Raw genomic sequence first — 18,048 nt, 5'->3', positions numbered from 1 at the left:
GGGGACGGATCCGATACTGAGGGCATGAAACTCAGCCGTTCCGTCTCCTGGTTCCTGCTCGCCTTCGGAGTCTGGAGCTGGTTCATCTGGGTGTCCTTCGTCCGGAACCTCTGGAAGAACGGCAGCGGCCTGTCGTTCGACGCGGCCGGTGACCCGACCGCGTACTTCTGGGTCCACTTTCTCCTCGCGATCACGTCCTTTCTCCTGGGGACGGCCGTTGGTGTGATCGGGTTGCGCGGGGTCCGAGCGCTGAGGCGTGAATCACGATGACCGTTTTTCTGGTGGTTGCGGCCGTACTGGCCGTCTTGGCCCTGCTCGTGCTGGTCCACCGGTGGCTGTGGGTGCGGCTGGTCCGTGACACGACCCGCGGCCCCGGCCCGGCCCGTCGCGTCGGCACCGTGCTGGCCTTCGCGCTCCCGCTGCTCTCGCTGGCGGCCCTCGTCTCCGGCCGCGCCGGCGCGCCGTTCCTCTTCCAGCGGCTGGTCTCCTGGCCGGGCTACATGTGGCTCGCCGTCCTGCTGTACCTGACCCTGGCCGTGCTGGTGACCGAACCGGTCCGTCGGCTGTGGCTGCGCCGCCCGCACCGGACCGCGGCCACCGCCCCGGCCGCGCAGGAGCCGGTCGGAGCCGCTCCGGCGGGAGCGGCCGGACCCCCGGAGCCGGTGGAGCCGCCGGCGGAGACGGACCCGGTGGAGGTCGCGGAGCCCGGGTCCACGCGGCGGGTCTTCGTCGCGCGGGTGCTCGGCGGGGCCGCCGTCACCGTGGCCGCCGCCACCGTCGGCACCGGGACCTACGGAGTGCTGCGCGGCCCCCGCGTCAAGCGGGTCCGGGTCCCCCTCGCCCACCTGCCCCGCGCGGCCCACGGTTTCCGCATCGCCGTGGTGAGCGACATCCACCTCGGCCCGATCCTCGGCCGCGCCCACACCGAGCGCATCGTGGCGACGATCAACTCCACCCAGCCCGACCTCATCGCGGTCGTCGGCGACCTCGTCGACGGCAGTGTCCACGACCTCGGCCCCGCCGCCGAACCCCTCCGGGGGCTGCGCTCCAAGCTGGGGAGCTACTTCGTCACCGGGAACCACGAGTACTTCTCCGGCGCCGCCCAGTGGGTGGACCACGTCCGCGAGCTGGGCCTGGTCCCGCTGGAGAACGCCCGCCGCGAACTGCCGTACTTCGACCTCGCCGGGGTCAACGACGTGCAGGGCGAGGCCGAGGGGCAGGGACCGGACTTCGCGGCGGCCCTCGGCGACCGCGACCGCTCCCGTACCTCGGTGCTCCTGGCCCACCAGCCGATCGTGATCGACGAGGCCGTCCGGCACGGAGTGGACCTCCAGCTCTCCGGGCACACGCACGGCGGTCAACTCTGGCCGGGCAACTACATCGCCGAGCTGGCCAACCCCACCGTGGCCGGCCTGGAGCGCTACGGCGACACCCAGCTCTACGTGTCGCGCGGCGCCGGCGCCTGGGGCCCTCCGGTGAGGGTCGGGGCCCCCTCCGACATCACGGTCGTCGAACTCGCCTCATACCAGGCGTGACCTGCTCGGACCACGCATAACGACCCTTCCCGTGGCTGATTTTCCGTGATTGGGTGACCGATAGTCGGATACCTAGTTTCGAATAGCGGGGTTCAGGGGATGCGGGCTGTCCGCTCGAAGATCATTGCGGCCGGGCTGGTCCTCGGAATCGCCGGAGTCGGCGCCTGGCAACTGCTGCCCGCCGACGACGACGGGCGCGGCGCCATCCGCGTGGGCACGACCGACGTCGTCTCGGCGCTCGACCCGGCGGGTGCCTACGACGCCGGCTCCTGGGCCCTGTTCAGCAACGTCTACCAGTCACTGCTGACCATCAAGCCCGGCTCGGACACACCCGTCCCGGACGCCGCCTCCTCCTGCAAGTTCATCGGGCAGAAGCTGATGACCTACCAGTGCGAGCTGCGCTCCGACCTCACCTTCTCCGGCGGACGGGCCGTCACCGCCGAGGACGTGAAGTTCTCGTTCGACCGCATCAAGCGGATCAACTCCGAGCAGGGCCCGGCCCCCCTGTTCAACACCCTGGAATCGGTCAAGGCCGAGGGGCGCCTGGTCACCTTCAACCTCTCCGCCCGCGACGCGACCTTCCCGTTCAAGATCGCCACCGGTGCGGCCTCGATCGTCGACAAGGACGCGTACCCGGCCAAGGGCCTGCGCGAGGGCGGCCGGATCGACGGCTCGGGCCCGTACACCCTCGCCTCGTACAAGGCGGGCGCCACCGCCCAGCTGCGCCCCAACCTCCGCTACAAGGGCGAGAACAAGCCGGCCCGGGCCCAGGTCACCGTCCGGTACTTCAAGGACTCGGCCCAGCTCGACGCGGCCTGGCGCGACCACGGCATCGAGGTCGCCCACCGGGACATGCCGCCGGCCGTGCTCGCGGGGCTCAACCCGGGGGTGAAGGACACGCGTTACCAGGCCTCGGGCGGCACCGAGACCCGGAACATGGTCTTCAACGTCCGCCCGGGCTCGGCCGCCGAGAAGCCGGCCGTCCGCCAGGCCGTGGCCGCCGTACTGGACCGCTCGAAGATCGCGGGCACCGTCTACAAGGGCACGGTCACCCCGCTCTACTCGCTCGTCCCGGCGGGCATCTCCTCGCACGGAACGCCGTTCTTCGACAGCTACCCCTCGCCCAACGGCACGGCCGCCCGCAAGCTCCTCAAGGACGCCGGGATCGCCACCCCGGTCTCGATCGACCTCGGGGTCAACGCGCGCGGCGCGAACGTGGCCGAGGCCGATGAGATCAAGCGGCAGTTGGAGTCGACGGGCCTCTTCCAGGTCAAGCCCCAGCCGATCGAGGCCTGGGAGGAGTTCCAGAAGGCCTATGCGGCCGGTCGGTTCGACGCCTACACGATCGGTTGGATCGCCGACTTCCCCGACGCGGACAACTTCCTCGCCCCGCTCGTCGGCGCCGACTCCAGCATGAACAACGGCTTCTCCGACAAGGTCGTCGACGACCTCATCACCCGCACCCAGGCCTACTCGGACCGGGCGGACGCGGCCACGGACTTCCGCGAACTCCAGCGCCTCGTCGCCTCGCACGTCCCGATGTTGCCGATCTGGCAGAAGAAGGACTACGTGCTGTCCCGCGAGGCCGTCACCGGCGCGCAGTACCTCTCGGACGGCACGGGCGTCTGGCGCCTGTGGGAGCTCAACTGGCTGTGATGCCGGGCCCGGCGGAGCCCCCGGCGGTGTCCCCGTGGGCCAGCAGCAGGATGCGCAGGGCCTCGGCGACCGAGGTCGAGGTGGAGCGGTCCAGGGGGGCCAGCAGGCGCGCGTAGTGCCGCAGGTGCTCCTCCATCACGCGCTCGGTCGTCTCGCGGCCCCGCTCGGTGAGCCGGATCCGCACCGAGCGGCGGTCGACGTCGTCGCGCACCCGCTCGACCAGGCCCTTGGCCTCCAGGCGGTCGATCCGATTGGTGATCGCGCCCGAGGTCACCATCGCGGCCGGGATCAGGGCGCCGGCGGTCAGCGCGTACGGGGGGCCCGAGCGGCGCAGGCTGGCGAGCACGTCGAACTCGCCCACCTCCAGGCCGTGTCCGGCCATGAAGGTCTTCAGCTGCTTGTCGATGATCCGCGTCATCCGCTGGATCCGGGCCAGGACCTCGACGGGCCACAGCTCCTCGGTGAGGTCCGGGCGCTCCGCCTCCCACTGGCCGATGAAGGTGCCGACCGTGTCCACCGCGTCGTTCTGCATGGCCCCAGATTACCTCAACGTTAAGACACTTGACGTTGAGGGAGTCTCTCTGTTTTTATCTCAACGTTGAGAGACTCAATGTTGAGGCATCAGGGGGAGCGCGTCATGAGCAGGTCGTCCACGCCGGTCACGCCGGTTCAGTCCGTCGCCGGGGCCACACCCGTTCCGTCCGTCACCGAGGCCACACCGGTCGCACCGAACACCACCTCCGCACCCCGCCGCGTCCCCGTCCTGTGGCTCGCCCTGCTCGCCACCCCCATCGCCGCCGGCGCCAACGCCCCGGTGCTGATCCTCCCCGACATGGCCGCCTCCCTCGGCGTCCCCACCGCCTCCGCCGCCGGTCTCCTCACCGCCTTCGGCTGGGCGATGGCCGTCGCCACCCCGCTCCTCGCCGGACTCCTGCGCCGTCGGGGCCTGTCCGCCGTACTCCGCGTGGCCACCGTCCTCGTCCTGGTCGGCACCGCCCTGGTCGCTGCCTCCCCCTGGCTCCCGCTCACCCTGGTCGGCCGCTGCTCCCAGGCAGCGGGCGGCGCCGGGCTGGTGGCCGCCGCGATCAGCCTGGCCGGCACAGCCCGGCGGATGGGGGTCGTCAGCGCCGGCTTCGGGATGCTCGGCGCTGTCGGGCCGCTCCTCGGCCGGACCCTGGCCGACTCCGTGTCCTGGCGGCTCGCCCTCGCCGTCTCGGCCCTGGCCCTGCTCGCCGTCCCCGCCGTCGCCCGCCACGCCGGACCGGGCACCCCGCCCGCGCCCGGCCGCTTCGACTCCCGGGGCGCCGCCCTGCTCACGGTGCTCGTCACCGCCCTGGTGCTGCTCGCGACCGCGCCGCTCGCCGCCCTCGGCGCGGCCCTCGTCGCCGCCGCGCTCCTCACCCTGCACGTACGGCGCGCCCCCGACGGGTTCGTCCCCGTCGCCCTGCTGCGCAGCCCGGTGTTCTTGACCTCGGCGCTGCTCGCGCTGGTCCTGTCGGCGTCCTACTTCACCCTGCTCTTCGCCGTGCCCCGGCTCCTCGTCGAGCGGGCCGGCTGGGACACCGCCTCCGCCGGGACCGGCCAACTCCTCGCGCTGCTCTGCGGGTCCGCCCTGTCCTGGCCGTTCGCCGCCGCCTCGGGGCGGATGGGCCGCGCGGGCGCCCGTACGGTCCTGCTCGCGGTCGGGACCCTGGCCGCGCTCACCGGGATCCTGGCCGACTCGGGCCCGCTGCTGCTGGCGGCCACCGCCGCGGGGGTGTTCACCGCGAGCGCCGCCAACGCCGTCCTGTCGACCCACGCCGTGGCCAGTGCCCCCGACGCGGGCCGGCGGCCCGCCGCCATCGGCCTGTTCACCCTCTGCTACCAGCTCGGCGGAGCCTTCGGCCCCACCGTCGCCGCACTGCTGGTCCTCGGGAGCTAAGGGCTGTCCCGTAATCCGTGGCGCCCGCCAGGGATTGCGGGACAGCCCTTAGGGAGCGTCCGCGAAGTCCCGGCCGGGCCGCCGGGCGGGCCGGGTCAGGCGCTCTCGTCCGGGTGCGGGTCCGAGGCCCGCCTGCCGCCGCGACCGGCCGCCGTCTGGGCCATGCCCGGCAGGAAGTCCGCGAACAGTTCGTGCACCTCGCGCACCAACGGCCGCAGTACGCGGAACCGGGCCAGGACGATGCCGCGCGTGGTCAACTGGGCGCCCCGCTGGGCCAGCTTGTGGGTCTTCTCGCTGCCCGGAGAGCGGTCGAAGACCCAGTACAGGACCAGGCCCATCTGCGAGAGCCACATCAGCTCCGGCAGTACGTCGGCCAGTTCCTCCGGGACCTTGGTCTTGGCGCCGGCCAGTACCTCGCGGTGGATGTCGATGGCCGCCTGCCGCGCCGGTTCCGATTCCGGGGAGAACGGACTGAGCGGGCTCTCCGGGTCCGCGGCGTTCTTGAAGAACTGCGAGGCGAACTCGTGGTACGGGGCCGCGATGTCCATCCACGTCGTGAGCACTCCCGCGAGCCGCTTCTGGAGATCGGTCTCGTGGTCCAGGATCGGCCGGACCGCCGCCTGGTGTGCGGCGCCGATCCGGTCGTAGAAGCCCTGGACCAGGTGTTCCTTCGACTCGAAGTAGTAGTAGGCATTGCCGACCGATACTCCGGCCTCCTTGGCGATGCCCCGCATGGTCGTCTTGTCGAACCCGCGCTCCTGGAAGAGCCGAAGCGCCGTTTCGAGGATGAGCGTGCGGGTCTGCTCGCTCTTGGGAGCCTTCTGGTCTGTCACGGTGTCCGACCTTATCGGGGCGCGGCGCAGTGTTCGCCACAGGCCTGTTCCCCGGCCTCCGCTTGTGGATCGGTACGGACCGCGTGGCGTACGGCGGCGGCGGTGTGCATGGCGGCCCGGGCGAAGGGTCGACCGGCCGGGGTGGCCAGCCAGTTGGCCTTGGGCCGGTGCTCGACCAAGGCCCACAGGCAGACGATGAAGGCGTCCGTCCCCGTCCACACGTGCCCCTTGTCGTCGACCACGGTGATCTCGCGGAGCGTCGAGGCGTGGTCGAGGTGGGGGAAGCGCCGCCGGGCGTCGAAGGAGGCGGCGGCCACCAGCCTCAGCGGGACGAGTTGGTGTTGGCCGAGGAGCCACTGCCGGATGTGCGTGCACACCGGGCAGTCGGCGTCGTAGAGGACGGTGAGGTCGCGAACGGCGCGCGGGCTCACGCTCTGGGTTTCGGACCCGGACCCGGACCCGGGCTCCGTCGCGGTCTCGGCCATCGGTCAGGCCCCGGCCGGAGCGGTCCACCCCTGGGGGGCGACCGGCGGGACGTGCTGCCGCTCCATGATCCCGCGCCGCCGCATCTTGTTGAGCACCCAGACGTTGCCGAGGTGCATGACGCCGAGGACGAGGAGGACGACGCCGAGCTTCACCGACAGGGCCTCGAACAGCCCGCGGGCCGCGACGACCGTCTCGCCCGAGCGCAGGTAGAGGGTCACGAAGCCGATGTTCACCAGGTAGAAGCCGACGACCAGGAGGTGGTTCACGGCCTCCGCGAGCTTCTCGTTGCCCTGGAGCACGTCGGCGATGAAGATGCGGCCGTTGCGGCTGAGCGTGCGGGCCACCCAGATGGTGAGTCCGATGCTGATGACCAGGTAGATGACGTACGCGATCACGGTGAGGTCCATTGCCCTCAGCCCCCTTGAACGTGTTCAACTGCTGACGTCCATGACTGTAGACCCATTTTTGAACAGGTTCAATGCAATGCTCGGGGCATTGTTCGACGCATCGTTCAGCGCGCCTCGAACGGCTTCTCCGGAGCCAGATGGACGGCGATCTCCCGCAGGACCTCGGTGGCGGCGTTCTGTACGGTGCTGCCCTTGCCCTGGGTCGCCACCGTCGCGATCGCGAGCTTCCTCGACGGCAGGTAGGCGACGGCCCCCTCGTAACCGGCGAAGGAGGGGTTCTGCAGGATCCAGGAGTTGGCCACCGCCAGCCCCAGGGAGTAAGAGACCGTCGGGGAGATGGCCGAGACGGGCTTGAGCTGCTCCGCGTGGGACTTCGGGCTCAGCAGCTTCCCCTGCCCGATCGAGGTGAAGGACTTCGCCATGTCCCCCAGCGTCCCGGTCGTCACCGCCCCCGGAGCCAGCGTCCAGGACGGGTTCCAGTACGTGGAGTCCTCGAACACCCCGCGCTCGTTGTCGAAGCCGTGCAGGACCGGCGCGGGGATCTCGGCGGTGGCCGGGACGGCGCTCTGGGTCAGCCCCATGGGCTCGAACACGTCCTCCCGCACGACCCGCTCCAGGGGCTTCTTCGCGACCCGGGAGAGGACCTCGCCCAGCAGCACCCAGTTGGCGTGCGAGTAGACGAAGCCCGAGCCCGGCGGCTTCACCAGGGGCTTCGACACCGACAGGCGCACCAGCTCGGGGGCCGTCCACTGCCGGAAGGGGTTCGCGTACAGAGCGGCGCCGAACTTCGGGTCCGTCACGTAGTCGGCGTAGCCGGAGGTGGTGGACGCCAGCATCCGTACGGTGATCTCGTCCGCGTGCGGCAGCTCGGGGCGCCACTTGGAGAGCTTGTCGTCGAGCGAGACCCGGCCCTCGTCCACGAGCCGGAGCAGCGCCGTCGTGAGGTACGGGATCGCGACCGCGCCGGTGCGGAAGTGCATGTCCGTGGTCGCGGGGACGCCCGTCATGGACTCTCCGGCGGCGGCGGACCAGACGCGCTTGCCGTCGATCCACACCTCGGCCATCGACGCGGTGAGCGCGTACTTCTTCAGGGACTCGGCGACCCGGCGGCGGACGAAGTCCTCCGAGTCCGAGGGAACGCAGCTGCCCTCCCGGGCGACCTGGCCGCTCGGACACGGGGCCCCGGCGCCCTCGGCCCGCGCGGATGCGCAGCCGGACAGCAGCGGGGCGGCGAGGAGGACGGGCAGACACAGCAGGATCGGGATCTTCGAGCGGCGCACGGCGGAGCCTCCCTGACGACGGGGCACATCTGCCCTCCCCGCCCTCACGGGCCCCGCTTCGGATGCTAGCCCCGGGCCGTGCGCACCGCCTCCGGGACCGGGGCGCCCGGCTCAGCCCAGTCGGGGCCGGAGGAACTCCAGCAGCAGGGCGGTGATCTCCTCGGGGCGCTCCAGCGAGGGGAGGTGCCCCGCCCAGGGCAGCTCGCGGTACTCGGCGCCGGGGACCAGCGCGGCCACCTCGGCGGGAGCGCGGCGGAAGGTCGGGAGGTCGTGGGCGCCGCCGACGGCCAGGGTGGGGGCGGTGATCGTCGTGAGGTCCACCTCTGGGGCGGGGAGTTCGAAGCCGGGGGCGGCCGAGAGCATCCCCCGGAGGTTGCCGAGCATCATCTCCCGTACGGCGGCGTGTGCCCGCGGTCCGGCGTCCGGGCCGAGCCAGGTGCGGGCGTTCAGCTCGGCGGCGCCCGCCAGGTCCCCGGCCTCCACCAGGGCGTCCTCGGCGGCGCCGAACTCCTTGAGGTCGGGGCCGTACTCCAGCCCCGGCCGGCTCGGACAGAGCAGGGCCAGCATCGCGACCCGCTCCGGATGACGGGCGGCGAGGTCCAGGGAGATCCGGCCTCCGTAGGAGGACCCGACGAAGGCGGCGCGCTCGATGCCGAGGTGGTCCAGCAGGGCGAGGACGTCACCCTCGTCGCTGTACGGGGCCTCGGCGGCGGGGGAGTCCCCGCAGGTCCGGAAGTCGGCGCGGACCACGCGGTGGCCGGCTTCGGCGAGCGGGGCCCACAGCGGGTCCCACATGCGGCGGTCGGCGGCGGAGGAGTGGAGCAGGACGAGCGCGGGCGCGTCGTCGGGCCCGGCGGTGTCATGGGAAAGGATCATCCGAAGATCCTCCCCGGGCGGCGGCCGGACCGCCACCGGGTTCTTCGCGGCTCAGGAACTCAGCGAGCGGGCCACCTCGACCCGGCCCACGACCCACTGCGCGGTGTACGGGTCCGTGGCCGGGACCATCGTCGCGTGGTAGCGGCCGCCGCCGGCGACCGTCACCTGGACGAAGCCCGTGGTGACCTTCTCCCTCATCAACAGGAAGAGCAGGCCGACCAGGCAGAACAGCGAGAAGACGACGGCCAGCACGATCGCGTGGGCCGGGATCCGCCGCTCCGTGCGCGAGAAGTCGGCGGCGTTCCACACCGCGCCCCGCAGCGGCATCGCACCCGAAGGAGTGAGGATCAGGTCCCCCGCGATCGTGATCTCGCCCAACGCGAAGCCCGCTCCGTCGCCACCGGGGTCGCCCGGACCCCACAGGTACGGATCCCACGGGTGCGGGCCCCCGCCGGGCTGCGCGCCGGGATCGCCCGCGTACGGATTCGGCCGCTGCTCGCTCATGCGGCAGATCCTTCCACAGGCGGGCCGGGGCCCGGCTCCACCCGCCCCGGGTACGCCGAAGGCCCGCACCCCTCCACGGGGGTGCGGGCCTTCGGCTGCCGTCAGGTCAGAAGCGGCGCGTGATGAGGGCGCGCTTGACTTCCTGGATGGCCTTGGTGACCTCGATGCCACGGGGGCACGCGTCGGTGCAGTTGAAGGTCGTGCGGCAACGCCACACGCCGTCCTTGTCGTTCAGGATCTCCAGCCGCTGCTCGCCGGCCTCGTCGCGCGAGTCGAAGATGAAGCGGTGCGCGTTGACGATCGCCGCCGGGCCGAAGTACTGGCCGTCGTTCCAGAACACCGGGCACGAGGACGTGCACGCGGCGCACAGGATGCACTTGGTGGTGTCGTCGAAGCGCTCGCGGTCCTCGGCGGACTGCAGGCGCTCGCGCGTCGGCTCGTTGCCCTTGGTGACGAGGAACGGCATGACGTCGCGGTACGCCTGGAAGAAGGGCTCCATGTCGACCACGAGGTCCTTCATCACCGTGAGGCCCTTGATGGCCTCGACGGTGATCGGCTTCTCCGGGTTGATGTCCTTGATCAGCGTCTTGCAGGCGAGCCTGTTCTTGCCGTTGATCCGCATCGCGTCGGAGCCGCAGATGCCGTGCGCGCACGAGCGACGGAAGGTCAGCGTGCCGTCGAGGTCCCACTTGATCTTGTGGAGACCGTCGAGCACGCGCTCCTTCGGGTCGATCTCGATCTGGAAGTCCTGCCACTCCGACTGGTCCGAGACCTCGGGGTTGAAGCGGCGGATCCGGAAGGTGACCGTGATGAACGGCGAGGCCGCGGCCGCGGCCTCCATCGCGTCCGTCTTGTCAATGGTGGGGGTGGCCATCAGTACTTACGCTCCATCGGCTGGTAGCGGGTGACGACGACGGGCTTGTAGTCGAGCCGGATCGAGTCCCGGCCGTCGGAGTCGACCTCGCGGTACGCCATGGTGTGGCGCATGAAGTTGACGTCGTCGCGGTTGGGGTAGTCCTCGCGGTAGTGACCGCCGCGGGACTCCTTGCGCGCCAGCGCGGACACGGCCATGACCTCGGCCAGGTCGAGCAGGTTGCCCAGCTCGATGGCCTCCAGCAGGTCCGTGTTGAAGCGCTTGCCCTTGTCCTGGACGGACACGTTCAGGTAGCGCTCGCGCAGCTCCGCGATCTTGTCGACCGCGGTCTTGATGGTCTGCTCCGTACGGAACACCATCACGCAGGCGTCCATCGTCTCCTGGAGCTCCAGGCGCAGGTCCGCGACCCGCTCGCTGCCCGTGGAGGCGCGCAGCCGCTCGACCTGCTCGATGACCTGTCGCGCCGGGTCCTCCGGCAGCTCGACGTAGTCGTGGGAGTGGGCGTAAGCGGCCGCAGCGATGCCCGAGCGCTTGCCGAAGACGTTGATGTCCAGCAGCGAGTTGGTGCCCAGACGGTTGGCGCCGTGCACCGACACGCACGCGACCTCGCCGGCCGCGTACAGGCCCGGGACGACGGTGGTGTTGTCCCGCAGGACCTCGCCCTCGACGTTGGTCGGGATGCCGCCCATGGCGTAGTGCGCGGTGGGCTGGATCGGGATCGGGTCCGTGTAGGGCTCGATGCCGAGGTAGGTGCGCGCGAACTCCGTGATGTCGGGCAGCTTCGCGTCGAGCTGCTCCGGCGGGAGGTGCGTCAGGTCCAGGTACACGTGGTCGCCGGCGGGACCGCAACCGCGGCCCTCGCGGATCTCCGTGTAGATGGAGCGCGAGACGACGTCACGGGACGCGAGGTCCTTCATGACCGGCGCGTACTTCTCCATGAAGCGCTCGCCGTCCTTGTTGCGGAGGATGCCGCCCTCACCGCGGGCGCCCTCCGTCAGCAGGATGCCCATGCGCCAGATGCCCGTCGGGTGGAACTGGAAGAACTCCATGTCCTCCAGCGGCAGACCGCGGCGGTAGCAGGCCGCCTGGCCGTCACCCGTCAGGGTGTGCGCGTTGGAGGTCACCTTGAAGAACTTGCCCGTGCCGCCGGAGGCGTAGATGACGGACTTGGCCTGGAACACGTGGATCTCGCCGGTGGCGAGCTCGTACGCGACCACGCCGGCCGACTTCTGGACGCCGTCCTCCTCGACCAGGAGCTGGTCCAGGACGTAGAACTCGTTGAAGAACTCCACGCCCTCCTTGACGCAGTTTTGGTACAGCGTCTGGAGGATCATGTGACCGGTGCGGTCCGCGGCGTAGCAGGACCGGCGGACCGGGGCCTCACCGTGGTTGCGGGAGTGACCGCCGAAGCGGCGCTGGTCGATGGTGCCGTCCGGGGTGCGGTTGAAAGGCAGGCCCATCTTTTCGAGGTCGAGGACCGCGTCGATGGCCTCCTTCGCCAGGATCTCGGCGGCGTCCTGGTCGACCAGGTAGTCACCGCCCTTGACCGTGTCGAAGGTGTGCCACTCCCAGTTGTCGTCCTCCACGTTGGCGAGCGCGGCGGCCATGCCGCCCTGCGCGGCGCCCGTGTGGGAGCGGGTGGGGTAGAGCTTGGTCAGCACGGCGGTGCGGCTGCGCTTCGTCGACTCGATGGCGGCGCGCATGCCCGCGCCGCCCGCGCCGACGATGACGGTGTCGTACTTGTGGATCTTCATTGGTTTCGCCTCAGCCCCGTTGCCTAGCGGATGTTCGGGTCGAAGGTGAAGATCACCAGCGTGCCCAGAAGAATGGTGAACACGGTGGCGGTGTAGAGCAGGCCCTTGAGCCACAGCCGCGTGTTGGCGCGCTCCGCGTAGTCGTTGATGACGGTACGCAGACCGTTGGCGCCGTGCAGCATGGCCAGCCACAGCATCAGCAGGTCCCAGACCTGCCAGAACGGGGACGCCCAACGGCCGGCCACGAAGGCGAAGCCGATCTTGGAAACGCCGCCGTCCAGCACCAGCTGGATCAGGAGGTGGCCGAGGACGAGCACGACCAGGACGATGCCCGAGAGGCGCATGAAGAGCCACGCGACCATCTCGAAGTTGCCGCGGGTCGAGCGCGGGGTCTTGCCCGTGCGCTTGCGCGGTGCCTCGATGTACGGCGCCGGGTTGTCGGTGTCGTAGAGGGAAACGCCCTCCACGCTGCCGATGCCCTTTTCGAAGGAAGTGTCAGAGGACATGCGTGTCACTTCCCGAACAGTTCGAGGTAAGCGTGGTGCAGCACGGGATAGATGGCCAGGACCATCATCACGACCCAAACGCCCACCACGGTCCAGAGCATCTGCTTCTGGTAGCGGGGGCCCTTGGACCAGAAGTCCACGGCGATGACACGGAGACCGTTGAGCGCGTGGAACAGGATGGCGGCGACGAGGCCGTACTCCAGTAGCGCGACGATCGGCGTCTTGTAGGTAGCCACCACGTCGTCGTACGCCTCGGGGGAGACGCGGACGAGAGCGGTGTCGAGGACGTGTACGAACAGGAAGAAGAAAATGAGGACGCCGGTGACTCGATGAGCCACCCAGGACCACATTCCTTCCCGGCCGCGGTACAACGTTCCAGCCGGCACGGAAAACCCTCCGGAAGCGGGGCGGGGGCCAGCCGGCTTCTTTGTCGGTCGGGCCCGGCCGGGTACGGTCCTCCGGCCCCGGACATCGTAGCGACGCTTTGTCGGTTCCCTCGCCCGGGGGTCATCGGTGTGATCAAACAGGCACGGACGGACTATCCCACAGGGGCGAATAGCTCGAAATCCGCCTCAGACAGCCCATCACCGGGCCGCTCGGGCGGCATACCGGCCAGTCGCTCCAGCAACAGACCGAGCCGGGAGCGGACCACCAGCCGCAACTCGTCGGCCGCGACCCCGCGCTCCTCGTCCACCTCGTGAGCCATCCGGCGGCGGATCGCGGCGAGCAGTTGGTCCACCTGCTCCTCCGGGGGGTGCCCGTCCAGGCAGATCACGAAGGCGTGCCCGAACGTGCGCTCGTACTCCGCCCGGGCCGCGTCCAGCGCCAGCAGCGCGGCGTACGAGGCCCCGTGGCCCAGCTCCGCCGAGGACTCCCCGGCCAGCGCCTCGGTCAACTCGGGCTGGGAGAGGTCGTACGCCGCCTCGTCGGACGCCGCGAGTAGGGAGGCGGCATCGGGGTAGGGACGGTGAGCGGTCATCCGGTGTGCCCACCGGTCGCTGCCGCAGCAGTGGAGCAGGGCCGTCCGGGCGTGCTCGGGCGGCAGGGTGTTGAATCGGGCCAGCCCCGAGTCCGCGGCGCGGGAGGGGGCGGGGGACGAGACGGGGCCGCGGACCTGTGCCGGAAGGTGGCTGGACAGCGGAGGTCTCCTCGGGGCGCGGCGCGGGTGTATCGCCACGCTAGCGATCCGGGGCGTTGGGTGTCGTATCCATGGGGTTGATTCACCCGGAAGAGAGCCGAAAGGATGACGCGGAGCGGACTCGACCGGATCGGGAGAGACGCTGGTCACAGGGGAGGGCGACCGAGGCCGCCACCCCCCACAGGAGAGGCCCCGGTCGCCATCCGTCACGGACTCGTGCGACAAGCCCGTACCTCTCTCAGCGCCCCGAGTGCGTTTTGTGTCACACCCCGCTCCGCGCAGGGTTGGTTGCAGGTTGTACAACTCGTGGACGAGAGGTGCGTGAAAGCCGTAACGTGCGGATTTGCGCCACACGTACAGGGACGTTGAACGGGTTGGGGACTTTGCTGGGGGACGACGCGGAGCTGACCGCCGCGGTGCTCGCGGCACAGGACGGCGACGAGAGCGCGTTCCGGACTGTGTACCGCGCCGTGCACCCGCGCCTGCTCGGATACGTACGCACGCTCGTCGGGGACGGCGACGCCGAGGACGTGACCTCCGAGGCCTGGCTGCAGATCGCCCGCGACCTCGACTCCTTCACCGGCGACGCCGACCGCTTCCGCGGCTGGGCGGCCCGCATCGCCCGCAACCGGGCCCTCGACCACATCCGCATGCGCGGACGCCGCCCCGCCATCGGCGGCGACGAGACGGAGCTGACGGGCCGCGCCGCCGACTGCGACACGGCGGGCGAGGCCATGGAGGCCCTGTCCACCGGCCGGACCATGGCGTTGATAGCCCAGCTCCCGCAGGACCAAGCCGAGGCCGTCGTCCTGCGGGTGGTCGTCGGGCTCGACGCGAAGAGCGCGGCCGAGACCCTCGGCAAGCGCCCCGGAGCGGTGCGCACCGCCGCGCACCGCGGGCTGAAGAAGCTCGCCGAACTGCTCGCCGTCGAGCCGGACGTGATGGGGGACCCTCCGGCCGGATTCGGCGCCCTCCCCGAGGGCGGCGTCCTCCCCGGCCTCCCGGCCCCCGCCCGCGGCGCCGGTTCGGCCACCCGGGAAGCGGAAGCGGGGAGGGGGGTCGGCCATAATGCCGGTGACCAGGCAAGGGAACGCGATCTCGATGCCGTACCCGCGCAGCGGGCGCGCGCCGGTGGTCTGGTGGACCAAACCGGTGTGACGCATTCACGTTGGCGGACGCAGAGGGACATGTGATGGCCGACGAGCACAACGCGTGGCTGGACGGAGCGGCGGCGGACCGACTGCTGCGCGCGGACACCGCCGGACCGTACCGGGCGGACGCCGAAGCGCGCGGTCACAAGCGGAACGGCGATCACGGCGCCCCGCCGCCTTCCGGAACGGGCACCGACCCCCGGGCCGCCCGCCTGCGGGCCGCCCTGGACTCCCTCGTTCCGCCCCCCGCCACCGGCGAACTCCCCGGCGAGGCCGCCGCCCTGGCCGCCTTCCGCGAGGCCCGCGCGACGCGGCCGTCGGCGGCCCGCGTGCCCGCCGTTCCCGCGCCCGGCGCGGGAACCGACACCCTGCTCGTCGACCTGGCCCCCGCACCCCCCGTACGGATCCCCGCCCAGCGGCGCGCGGGCACGCCCGCCGCCCGCTTCGGCCTGGCCGCCGTGCTGGCCGGGGTGGCCGTCGGCGGGATCGCGGCCGTGGCCGGCGCGGGCCTGATGGACCGCTCCGCCCACCACACCGCCGGCCCCGCCCCGGCCGTCTCCGTCAGCGCCGACACCGATCCGCGCCCGGGCGGCGACAGCGCCGGCCCCACCCTGGCCCCGCAGTTGCGCCCCACCCCCCTGGAGCACGGCGCCGGGACGGGAGCGCCGGCGAGCCCGGGCGTCACCCGGGTTCCGGGCCCGGACGGACGCACCCCACCGGACACGGGCGGGGTCGTCCCCTCCGCGCAGTCGGGCACGACCACGGGACCGGGCGGCGCGGGCACCGGCGCGGCGGGCGGTCGCGACAGCTTCAGCGACACGAGCACCGGTACCGGGACGGGCTCGGGCGGCCTCGACAAGGACCGGGACAAGGACGCGACCGGCGGCAAGGCCGCCGACCTGTGCCGCCAGTACCGCGCGGGCCGCCTCGACGACGACACCCGCAAGCGGCTCTACAAACTGGCGGGAGCGCCGGCCCGGATCGCGCGCTTCTGCGAGGCGCTCCTGGACGGGGTGCGCAGCGACAGCCCCCAGGGCGGCACCGTCGACCCGGGCAACGCGCTCGTCCCGCCGAAGCAGTCCGCGCCGGGCTCGCTCGGCCCGGCGGGCTCGCGCACGCGCTGAACGCGGCCCCGCACGCCTGCCGGCGGGCGGCTCGACACGGCCCACGACGGCCGCCCCACGACGGCCGCCCCACCGCCCGGCGACCGTCCCCCCACCGCCCCGCGACGGATCGGCAACCGCCCCGGAACAGGTCCGCGCACCCACCGGTAACACTTTTCGAGTCCGCGGCGCAGTACATATCGAGCCGACTGGTCATCGGCCGCGCATGAGCCGGGGTTCCCCCCGTACCCCTGGGCTCTGCGCAACCGGCGCGGGCGGGGCACGTTCCCCCGGCCCTGCCCGCGCCCTCAACCTCCTACCGGTGGACCAGCTGGATCACCAGTAGACGACGACCTTGTCGCCCGGGTTCACCTGGTCGAAGAGCGCCGACAGCTTCGCCTTGTCCCGGACGTTCACGCAGCCGTGCGAGGCCCCCGCGTAGCCGCGGGCCGCGAAGTCCGAGGAGTAGTGCACGGCCTGACCCTCGCTGAAGAACATCGAGTACGGCATCGACGTGTGGTAGAGCGTCGACGTCCACTCCCGCTCCTTGCGGTCCACCTTGAACTCGCCCTCGCGGGTCGGGGTGTTCTCCGACCCGAAGCGCACGTCCATGGTGGAGACGACCTTGCCGTCGATCATCCAGGCGAGGGTGCGGCTCTCCTTGCTGATGCACATCACCCGGCCCTGCATGCAGCGCGGGTCCGGTGCGTCCACCTCGTTGGTGGTCGGCGGACGCAGTTCCTCGTCGGTGGGCTTCTTCGTGAGGCTCTGGACCTTCTGCCAGGTGGCCTCGTCCGCCGACCCGGTGGCGCCCAGACCGTGCTGGGACTGGAAGGTCTTCACCGCGGCCGTGGTCTTCGAACCGTAGAAACCGGTGGGCGCCGTCGACAGCAGCTTGAGCTGGCGCAGGCGCGCCTGGAGGTCGCGGATCTGGTCGCTCTCGTCGCCGTTGGCCATGATCGGCTTGGCTCCGGGGGTGGAGGAGGCGGGGGAGGAGGCGGCGGGCGAGGACGGGGTGCCGTTGGGCTTGTTGTCCTGCGGGGACGGGGAGACCGGCGCGGACGGGCTCGCGACCGTCGACCCCGAGGGAGTCGGCGCGGCGGCATCGTCCTTCTGGGGACCGCACGCGGTCGCGGCGAGCGCGACGGCCGTGGCCAGTCCCAGGATGCGGATGACGGCTTTCTGTCGGTGCATGGCGGTCCCCCCGGTGAATCAACGTCTTGTACCCAAGTGATGCCTGGGGGTCGGCGACAGTTGCGGGGGATCACGCGATGTTGCGCCATTGTGACAAGCGGTCCCCGTCCCGGGGAGCGAAACGGGGTGGCGCGACAGGGGTGTCCTCATGGGACACTCCTGCACATGCTGGGTGTGACCGATCTTCCGACCTATCTCGCGGCCGTGGCGCTGATCGTGCTGCTGCCGGGGCCGAACTCCCTCTACGTGTTGTCCGTCGCCTCGCGGCGCGGGACCCGGGAGGGCTACAAGGCCGCCTGCGGCGTGTTCACGGGGGACACCGTGCTCATGGTGCTGGCCGCCGTCGGCGCGGGAGCGCTGCTCCGGACCAGCCCGGTGCTCTTCACCGTGGTCAAGGTGCTCGGCGCGGGCTACCTGGGATGGCTGGCCGTCGGCATGATGCGCTCCGCCCGGGGGATGTGGCGCAGCCGTGCCGAGCGGGACGAGGGGGCCCCGGTCGAGGAGCGGACCACGGGCGGCCCCGAGCGGCCGTACCGGCGGGCGTTGGTGGTCAGCCTGCTCAACCCGAAGGCGATCCTCTTCCTGCTGTCGTTCTTCGTGCAGTTCGTGGACCCCGACTACGCCTATCCGGCGCTGTCGTTCCTGCTGCTGGGAGCCGTCTCCCAGCTGTTCAGCTTCGTCTACCTGTCCACCCTGATCTTCACCGGGATCCGGCTGTCCGCCGCGTTCCGGCGCCGCAAGCGGCTGTCGGCCGGGGCCACCTCCGCTGCCGGTGTGATCTTCCTCGGCTTCGCCGCCAAACTCGCCACGGGCTGAGGGGCCGGGCCCGC

20 protein-coding genes are annotated in these 18,048 nt (G+C 71.4%); 7 read left to right on the top strand and 13 right to left on the bottom strand.

What is annotated here, in order from left to right:
- The first annotated feature begins 24 nt into the window (after positions 1-24).
- From ACIOD1_RS03235 to ACIOD1_RS03225, 3 genes are all read left to right on the top strand, one after another.
- Positions 25-270: an SCO4848 family membrane protein gene (locus tag ACIOD1_RS03235; protein ID WP_401899838.1), complete on the top strand. Its 246-nt coding sequence runs from the start codon at positions 25-27 to the stop codon at positions 268-270.
- Complete coding sequence (locus ACIOD1_RS03230; protein WP_365622822.1) at positions 267-1,535, top strand: metallophosphoesterase; 1,269 nt, start codon at positions 267-269, stop codon at positions 1,533-1,535. Before ACIOD1_RS03235 ends, ACIOD1_RS03230 begins: the two co-directional genes overlap by 4 nt.
- 99 nt (positions 1,536-1,634) lie before the next feature.
- Positions 1,635-3,191 carry an ABC transporter substrate-binding protein gene (locus tag ACIOD1_RS03225; protein ID WP_365622820.1) on the top strand — a complete coding sequence of 519 codons (1,557 nt, stop codon included), beginning with the start codon at positions 1,635-1,637 and terminating at the stop codon, positions 3,189-3,191.
- On the opposite strand, the gene ACIOD1_RS03220 is transcribed toward ACIOD1_RS03225, so the two are convergent.
- Complete coding sequence (locus ACIOD1_RS03220) at positions 3,178-3,723, bottom strand: MarR family transcriptional regulator (RefSeq protein WP_365622818.1); 546 nt, start codon at positions 3,721-3,723, stop codon at positions 3,178-3,180. The two genes, ACIOD1_RS03225 and ACIOD1_RS03220, sit on opposite strands and share 14 nt — an antisense overlap.
- 105 nt (positions 3,724-3,828) lie before the next feature.
- Here ACIOD1_RS03220 and ACIOD1_RS03215 point away from each other — a divergent pair, with 105 nt between their 5' ends.
- Positions 3,829-5,112: an MFS transporter gene (locus ACIOD1_RS03215; protein ID WP_401899834.1), complete on the top strand. Its 1,284-nt coding sequence runs from the start codon at positions 3,829-3,831 to the stop codon at positions 5,110-5,112.
- Positions 5,113-5,207: 95 nt separating this feature from the next.
- Here the strand turns inward: ACIOD1_RS03215 and ACIOD1_RS03210 are convergent, their stop codons facing one another.
- The 11 genes from ACIOD1_RS03210 to ACIOD1_RS03160 all read right to left on the bottom strand — a co-directional run bounded on the left by ACIOD1_RS03210 (position 5,208) and on the right by ACIOD1_RS03160 (position 13,809).
- Positions 5,208-5,945: a TetR family transcriptional regulator gene (locus ACIOD1_RS03210; protein WP_365622814.1), complete on the bottom strand. Its 738-nt coding sequence runs from the start codon at positions 5,943-5,945 to the stop codon at positions 5,208-5,210.
- Between the two features lie 11 nt (positions 5,946-5,956).
- Positions 5,957-6,376: a DCC1-like thiol-disulfide oxidoreductase family protein gene (locus tag ACIOD1_RS03205; protein ID WP_365622812.1), complete on the bottom strand. Its 420-nt coding sequence runs from the start codon at positions 6,374-6,376 to the stop codon at positions 5,957-5,959.
- A 57-nt stretch (positions 6,377-6,433) separates the two neighbouring features.
- Positions 6,434-6,838, bottom strand: coding sequence for a hypothetical protein (locus ACIOD1_RS03200; RefSeq protein ID WP_365622810.1), 405 nt, complete (start codon positions 6,836-6,838; stop codon positions 6,434-6,436).
- Positions 6,839-6,942: 104 nt separating this feature from the next.
- A complete protein-coding gene (locus ACIOD1_RS03195; protein ID WP_365622808.1) occupies positions 6,943-8,118 on the bottom strand; it encodes a serine hydrolase domain-containing protein in 1,176 nt (391 codons plus the stop codon).
- 111 nt (positions 8,119-8,229) lie between these two features.
- Positions 8,230-8,994, bottom strand: a complete 765-nt coding sequence (locus ACIOD1_RS03190; protein WP_365622806.1) for an alpha/beta fold hydrolase — start codon at positions 8,992-8,994, stop codon at positions 8,230-8,232.
- A 51-nt stretch (positions 8,995-9,045) separates the two neighbouring features.
- A complete protein-coding gene (locus ACIOD1_RS03185) occupies positions 9,046-9,498 on the bottom strand; it encodes a hypothetical protein (RefSeq protein ID WP_365622804.1) in 453 nt (150 codons plus the stop codon).
- A gap of 106 nt (positions 9,499-9,604) precedes the next feature.
- Complete coding sequence (locus ACIOD1_RS03180; protein ID WP_365622802.1) at positions 9,605-10,372, bottom strand: succinate dehydrogenase iron-sulfur subunit; 768 nt, start codon at positions 10,370-10,372, stop codon at positions 9,605-9,607.
- Positions 10,372-12,126, bottom strand: a complete 1,755-nt coding sequence (sdhA, locus tag ACIOD1_RS03175) for a succinate dehydrogenase flavoprotein subunit (RefSeq protein WP_365622800.1) — start codon at positions 12,124-12,126, stop codon at positions 10,372-10,374. Before sdhA ends, ACIOD1_RS03180 begins: the two co-directional genes overlap by 1 nt.
- A 23-nt stretch (positions 12,127-12,149) precedes the next feature.
- Complete coding sequence (locus ACIOD1_RS03170) at positions 12,150-12,632, bottom strand: succinate dehydrogenase hydrophobic membrane anchor subunit (protein WP_365622798.1); 483 nt, start codon at positions 12,630-12,632, stop codon at positions 12,150-12,152.
- 5 nt (positions 12,633-12,637) lie between these two features.
- Entirely contained in the window at positions 12,638-13,018 is a 381-nt protein-coding gene (sdhC, locus tag ACIOD1_RS03165) for a succinate dehydrogenase, cytochrome b556 subunit (protein WP_365622796.1), read from the bottom strand.
- Positions 13,019-13,170: 152 nt separating this feature from the next.
- Positions 13,171-13,809 (bottom strand): 2-oxo-4-hydroxy-4-carboxy-5-ureidoimidazoline decarboxylase, encoded by a 639-nt coding sequence (locus tag ACIOD1_RS03160; RefSeq protein WP_365622794.1) that lies wholly within the window; start codon positions 13,807-13,809, stop codon positions 13,171-13,173.
- Between the two features lie 344 nt (positions 13,810-14,153).
- Between ACIOD1_RS03160 and ACIOD1_RS03155 the strand changes: the two genes are divergently transcribed.
- Together ACIOD1_RS03155 and ACIOD1_RS03150 are read left to right on the top strand one after the other, a co-directional pair.
- Complete coding sequence (locus ACIOD1_RS03155) at positions 14,154-14,963, top strand: RNA polymerase sigma factor (protein WP_365622982.1); 810 nt, start codon at positions 14,154-14,156, stop codon at positions 14,961-14,963.
- Positions 14,963-16,045, top strand: a complete 1,083-nt coding sequence (locus tag ACIOD1_RS03150; RefSeq protein WP_365622792.1) for a hypothetical protein — start codon at positions 14,963-14,965, stop codon at positions 16,043-16,045. The genes ACIOD1_RS03155 and ACIOD1_RS03150 overlap by 1 nt, the downstream gene beginning before the upstream one ends.
- Positions 16,046-16,360: 315 nt before the next feature.
- Here the strand turns inward: ACIOD1_RS03150 and ACIOD1_RS03145 are convergent, their stop codons facing one another.
- Complete coding sequence (locus ACIOD1_RS03145; protein ID WP_365622790.1) at positions 16,361-17,218, bottom strand: L,D-transpeptidase family protein; 858 nt, start codon at positions 17,216-17,218, stop codon at positions 16,361-16,363.
- Between the two features lie 165 nt (positions 17,219-17,383).
- On the opposite strand from ACIOD1_RS03145, the gene leuE reads away from it, so the two are divergent.
- The gene (gene leuE, locus ACIOD1_RS03140; protein ID WP_365622788.1) at positions 17,384-18,034 is read left to right on the top strand and encodes a leucine efflux protein LeuE; all 651 of its coding nucleotides are present in this window, start codon (positions 17,384-17,386) and stop codon (positions 18,032-18,034) included.
- The last annotated feature ends 14 nt before the right edge of the window (positions 18,035-18,048 follow it).

This window comes from Streptomyces sp. NPDC088097 (genome assembly GCF_044741845.1).
Taxonomy (GTDB): Bacteria; Actinomycetota; Actinomycetes; order Streptomycetales; family Streptomycetaceae; genus Streptomyces.
Note: the sequence above shows the minus strand (reverse complement) of the source record. Positions and strands in the feature narration are given on the sequence as shown.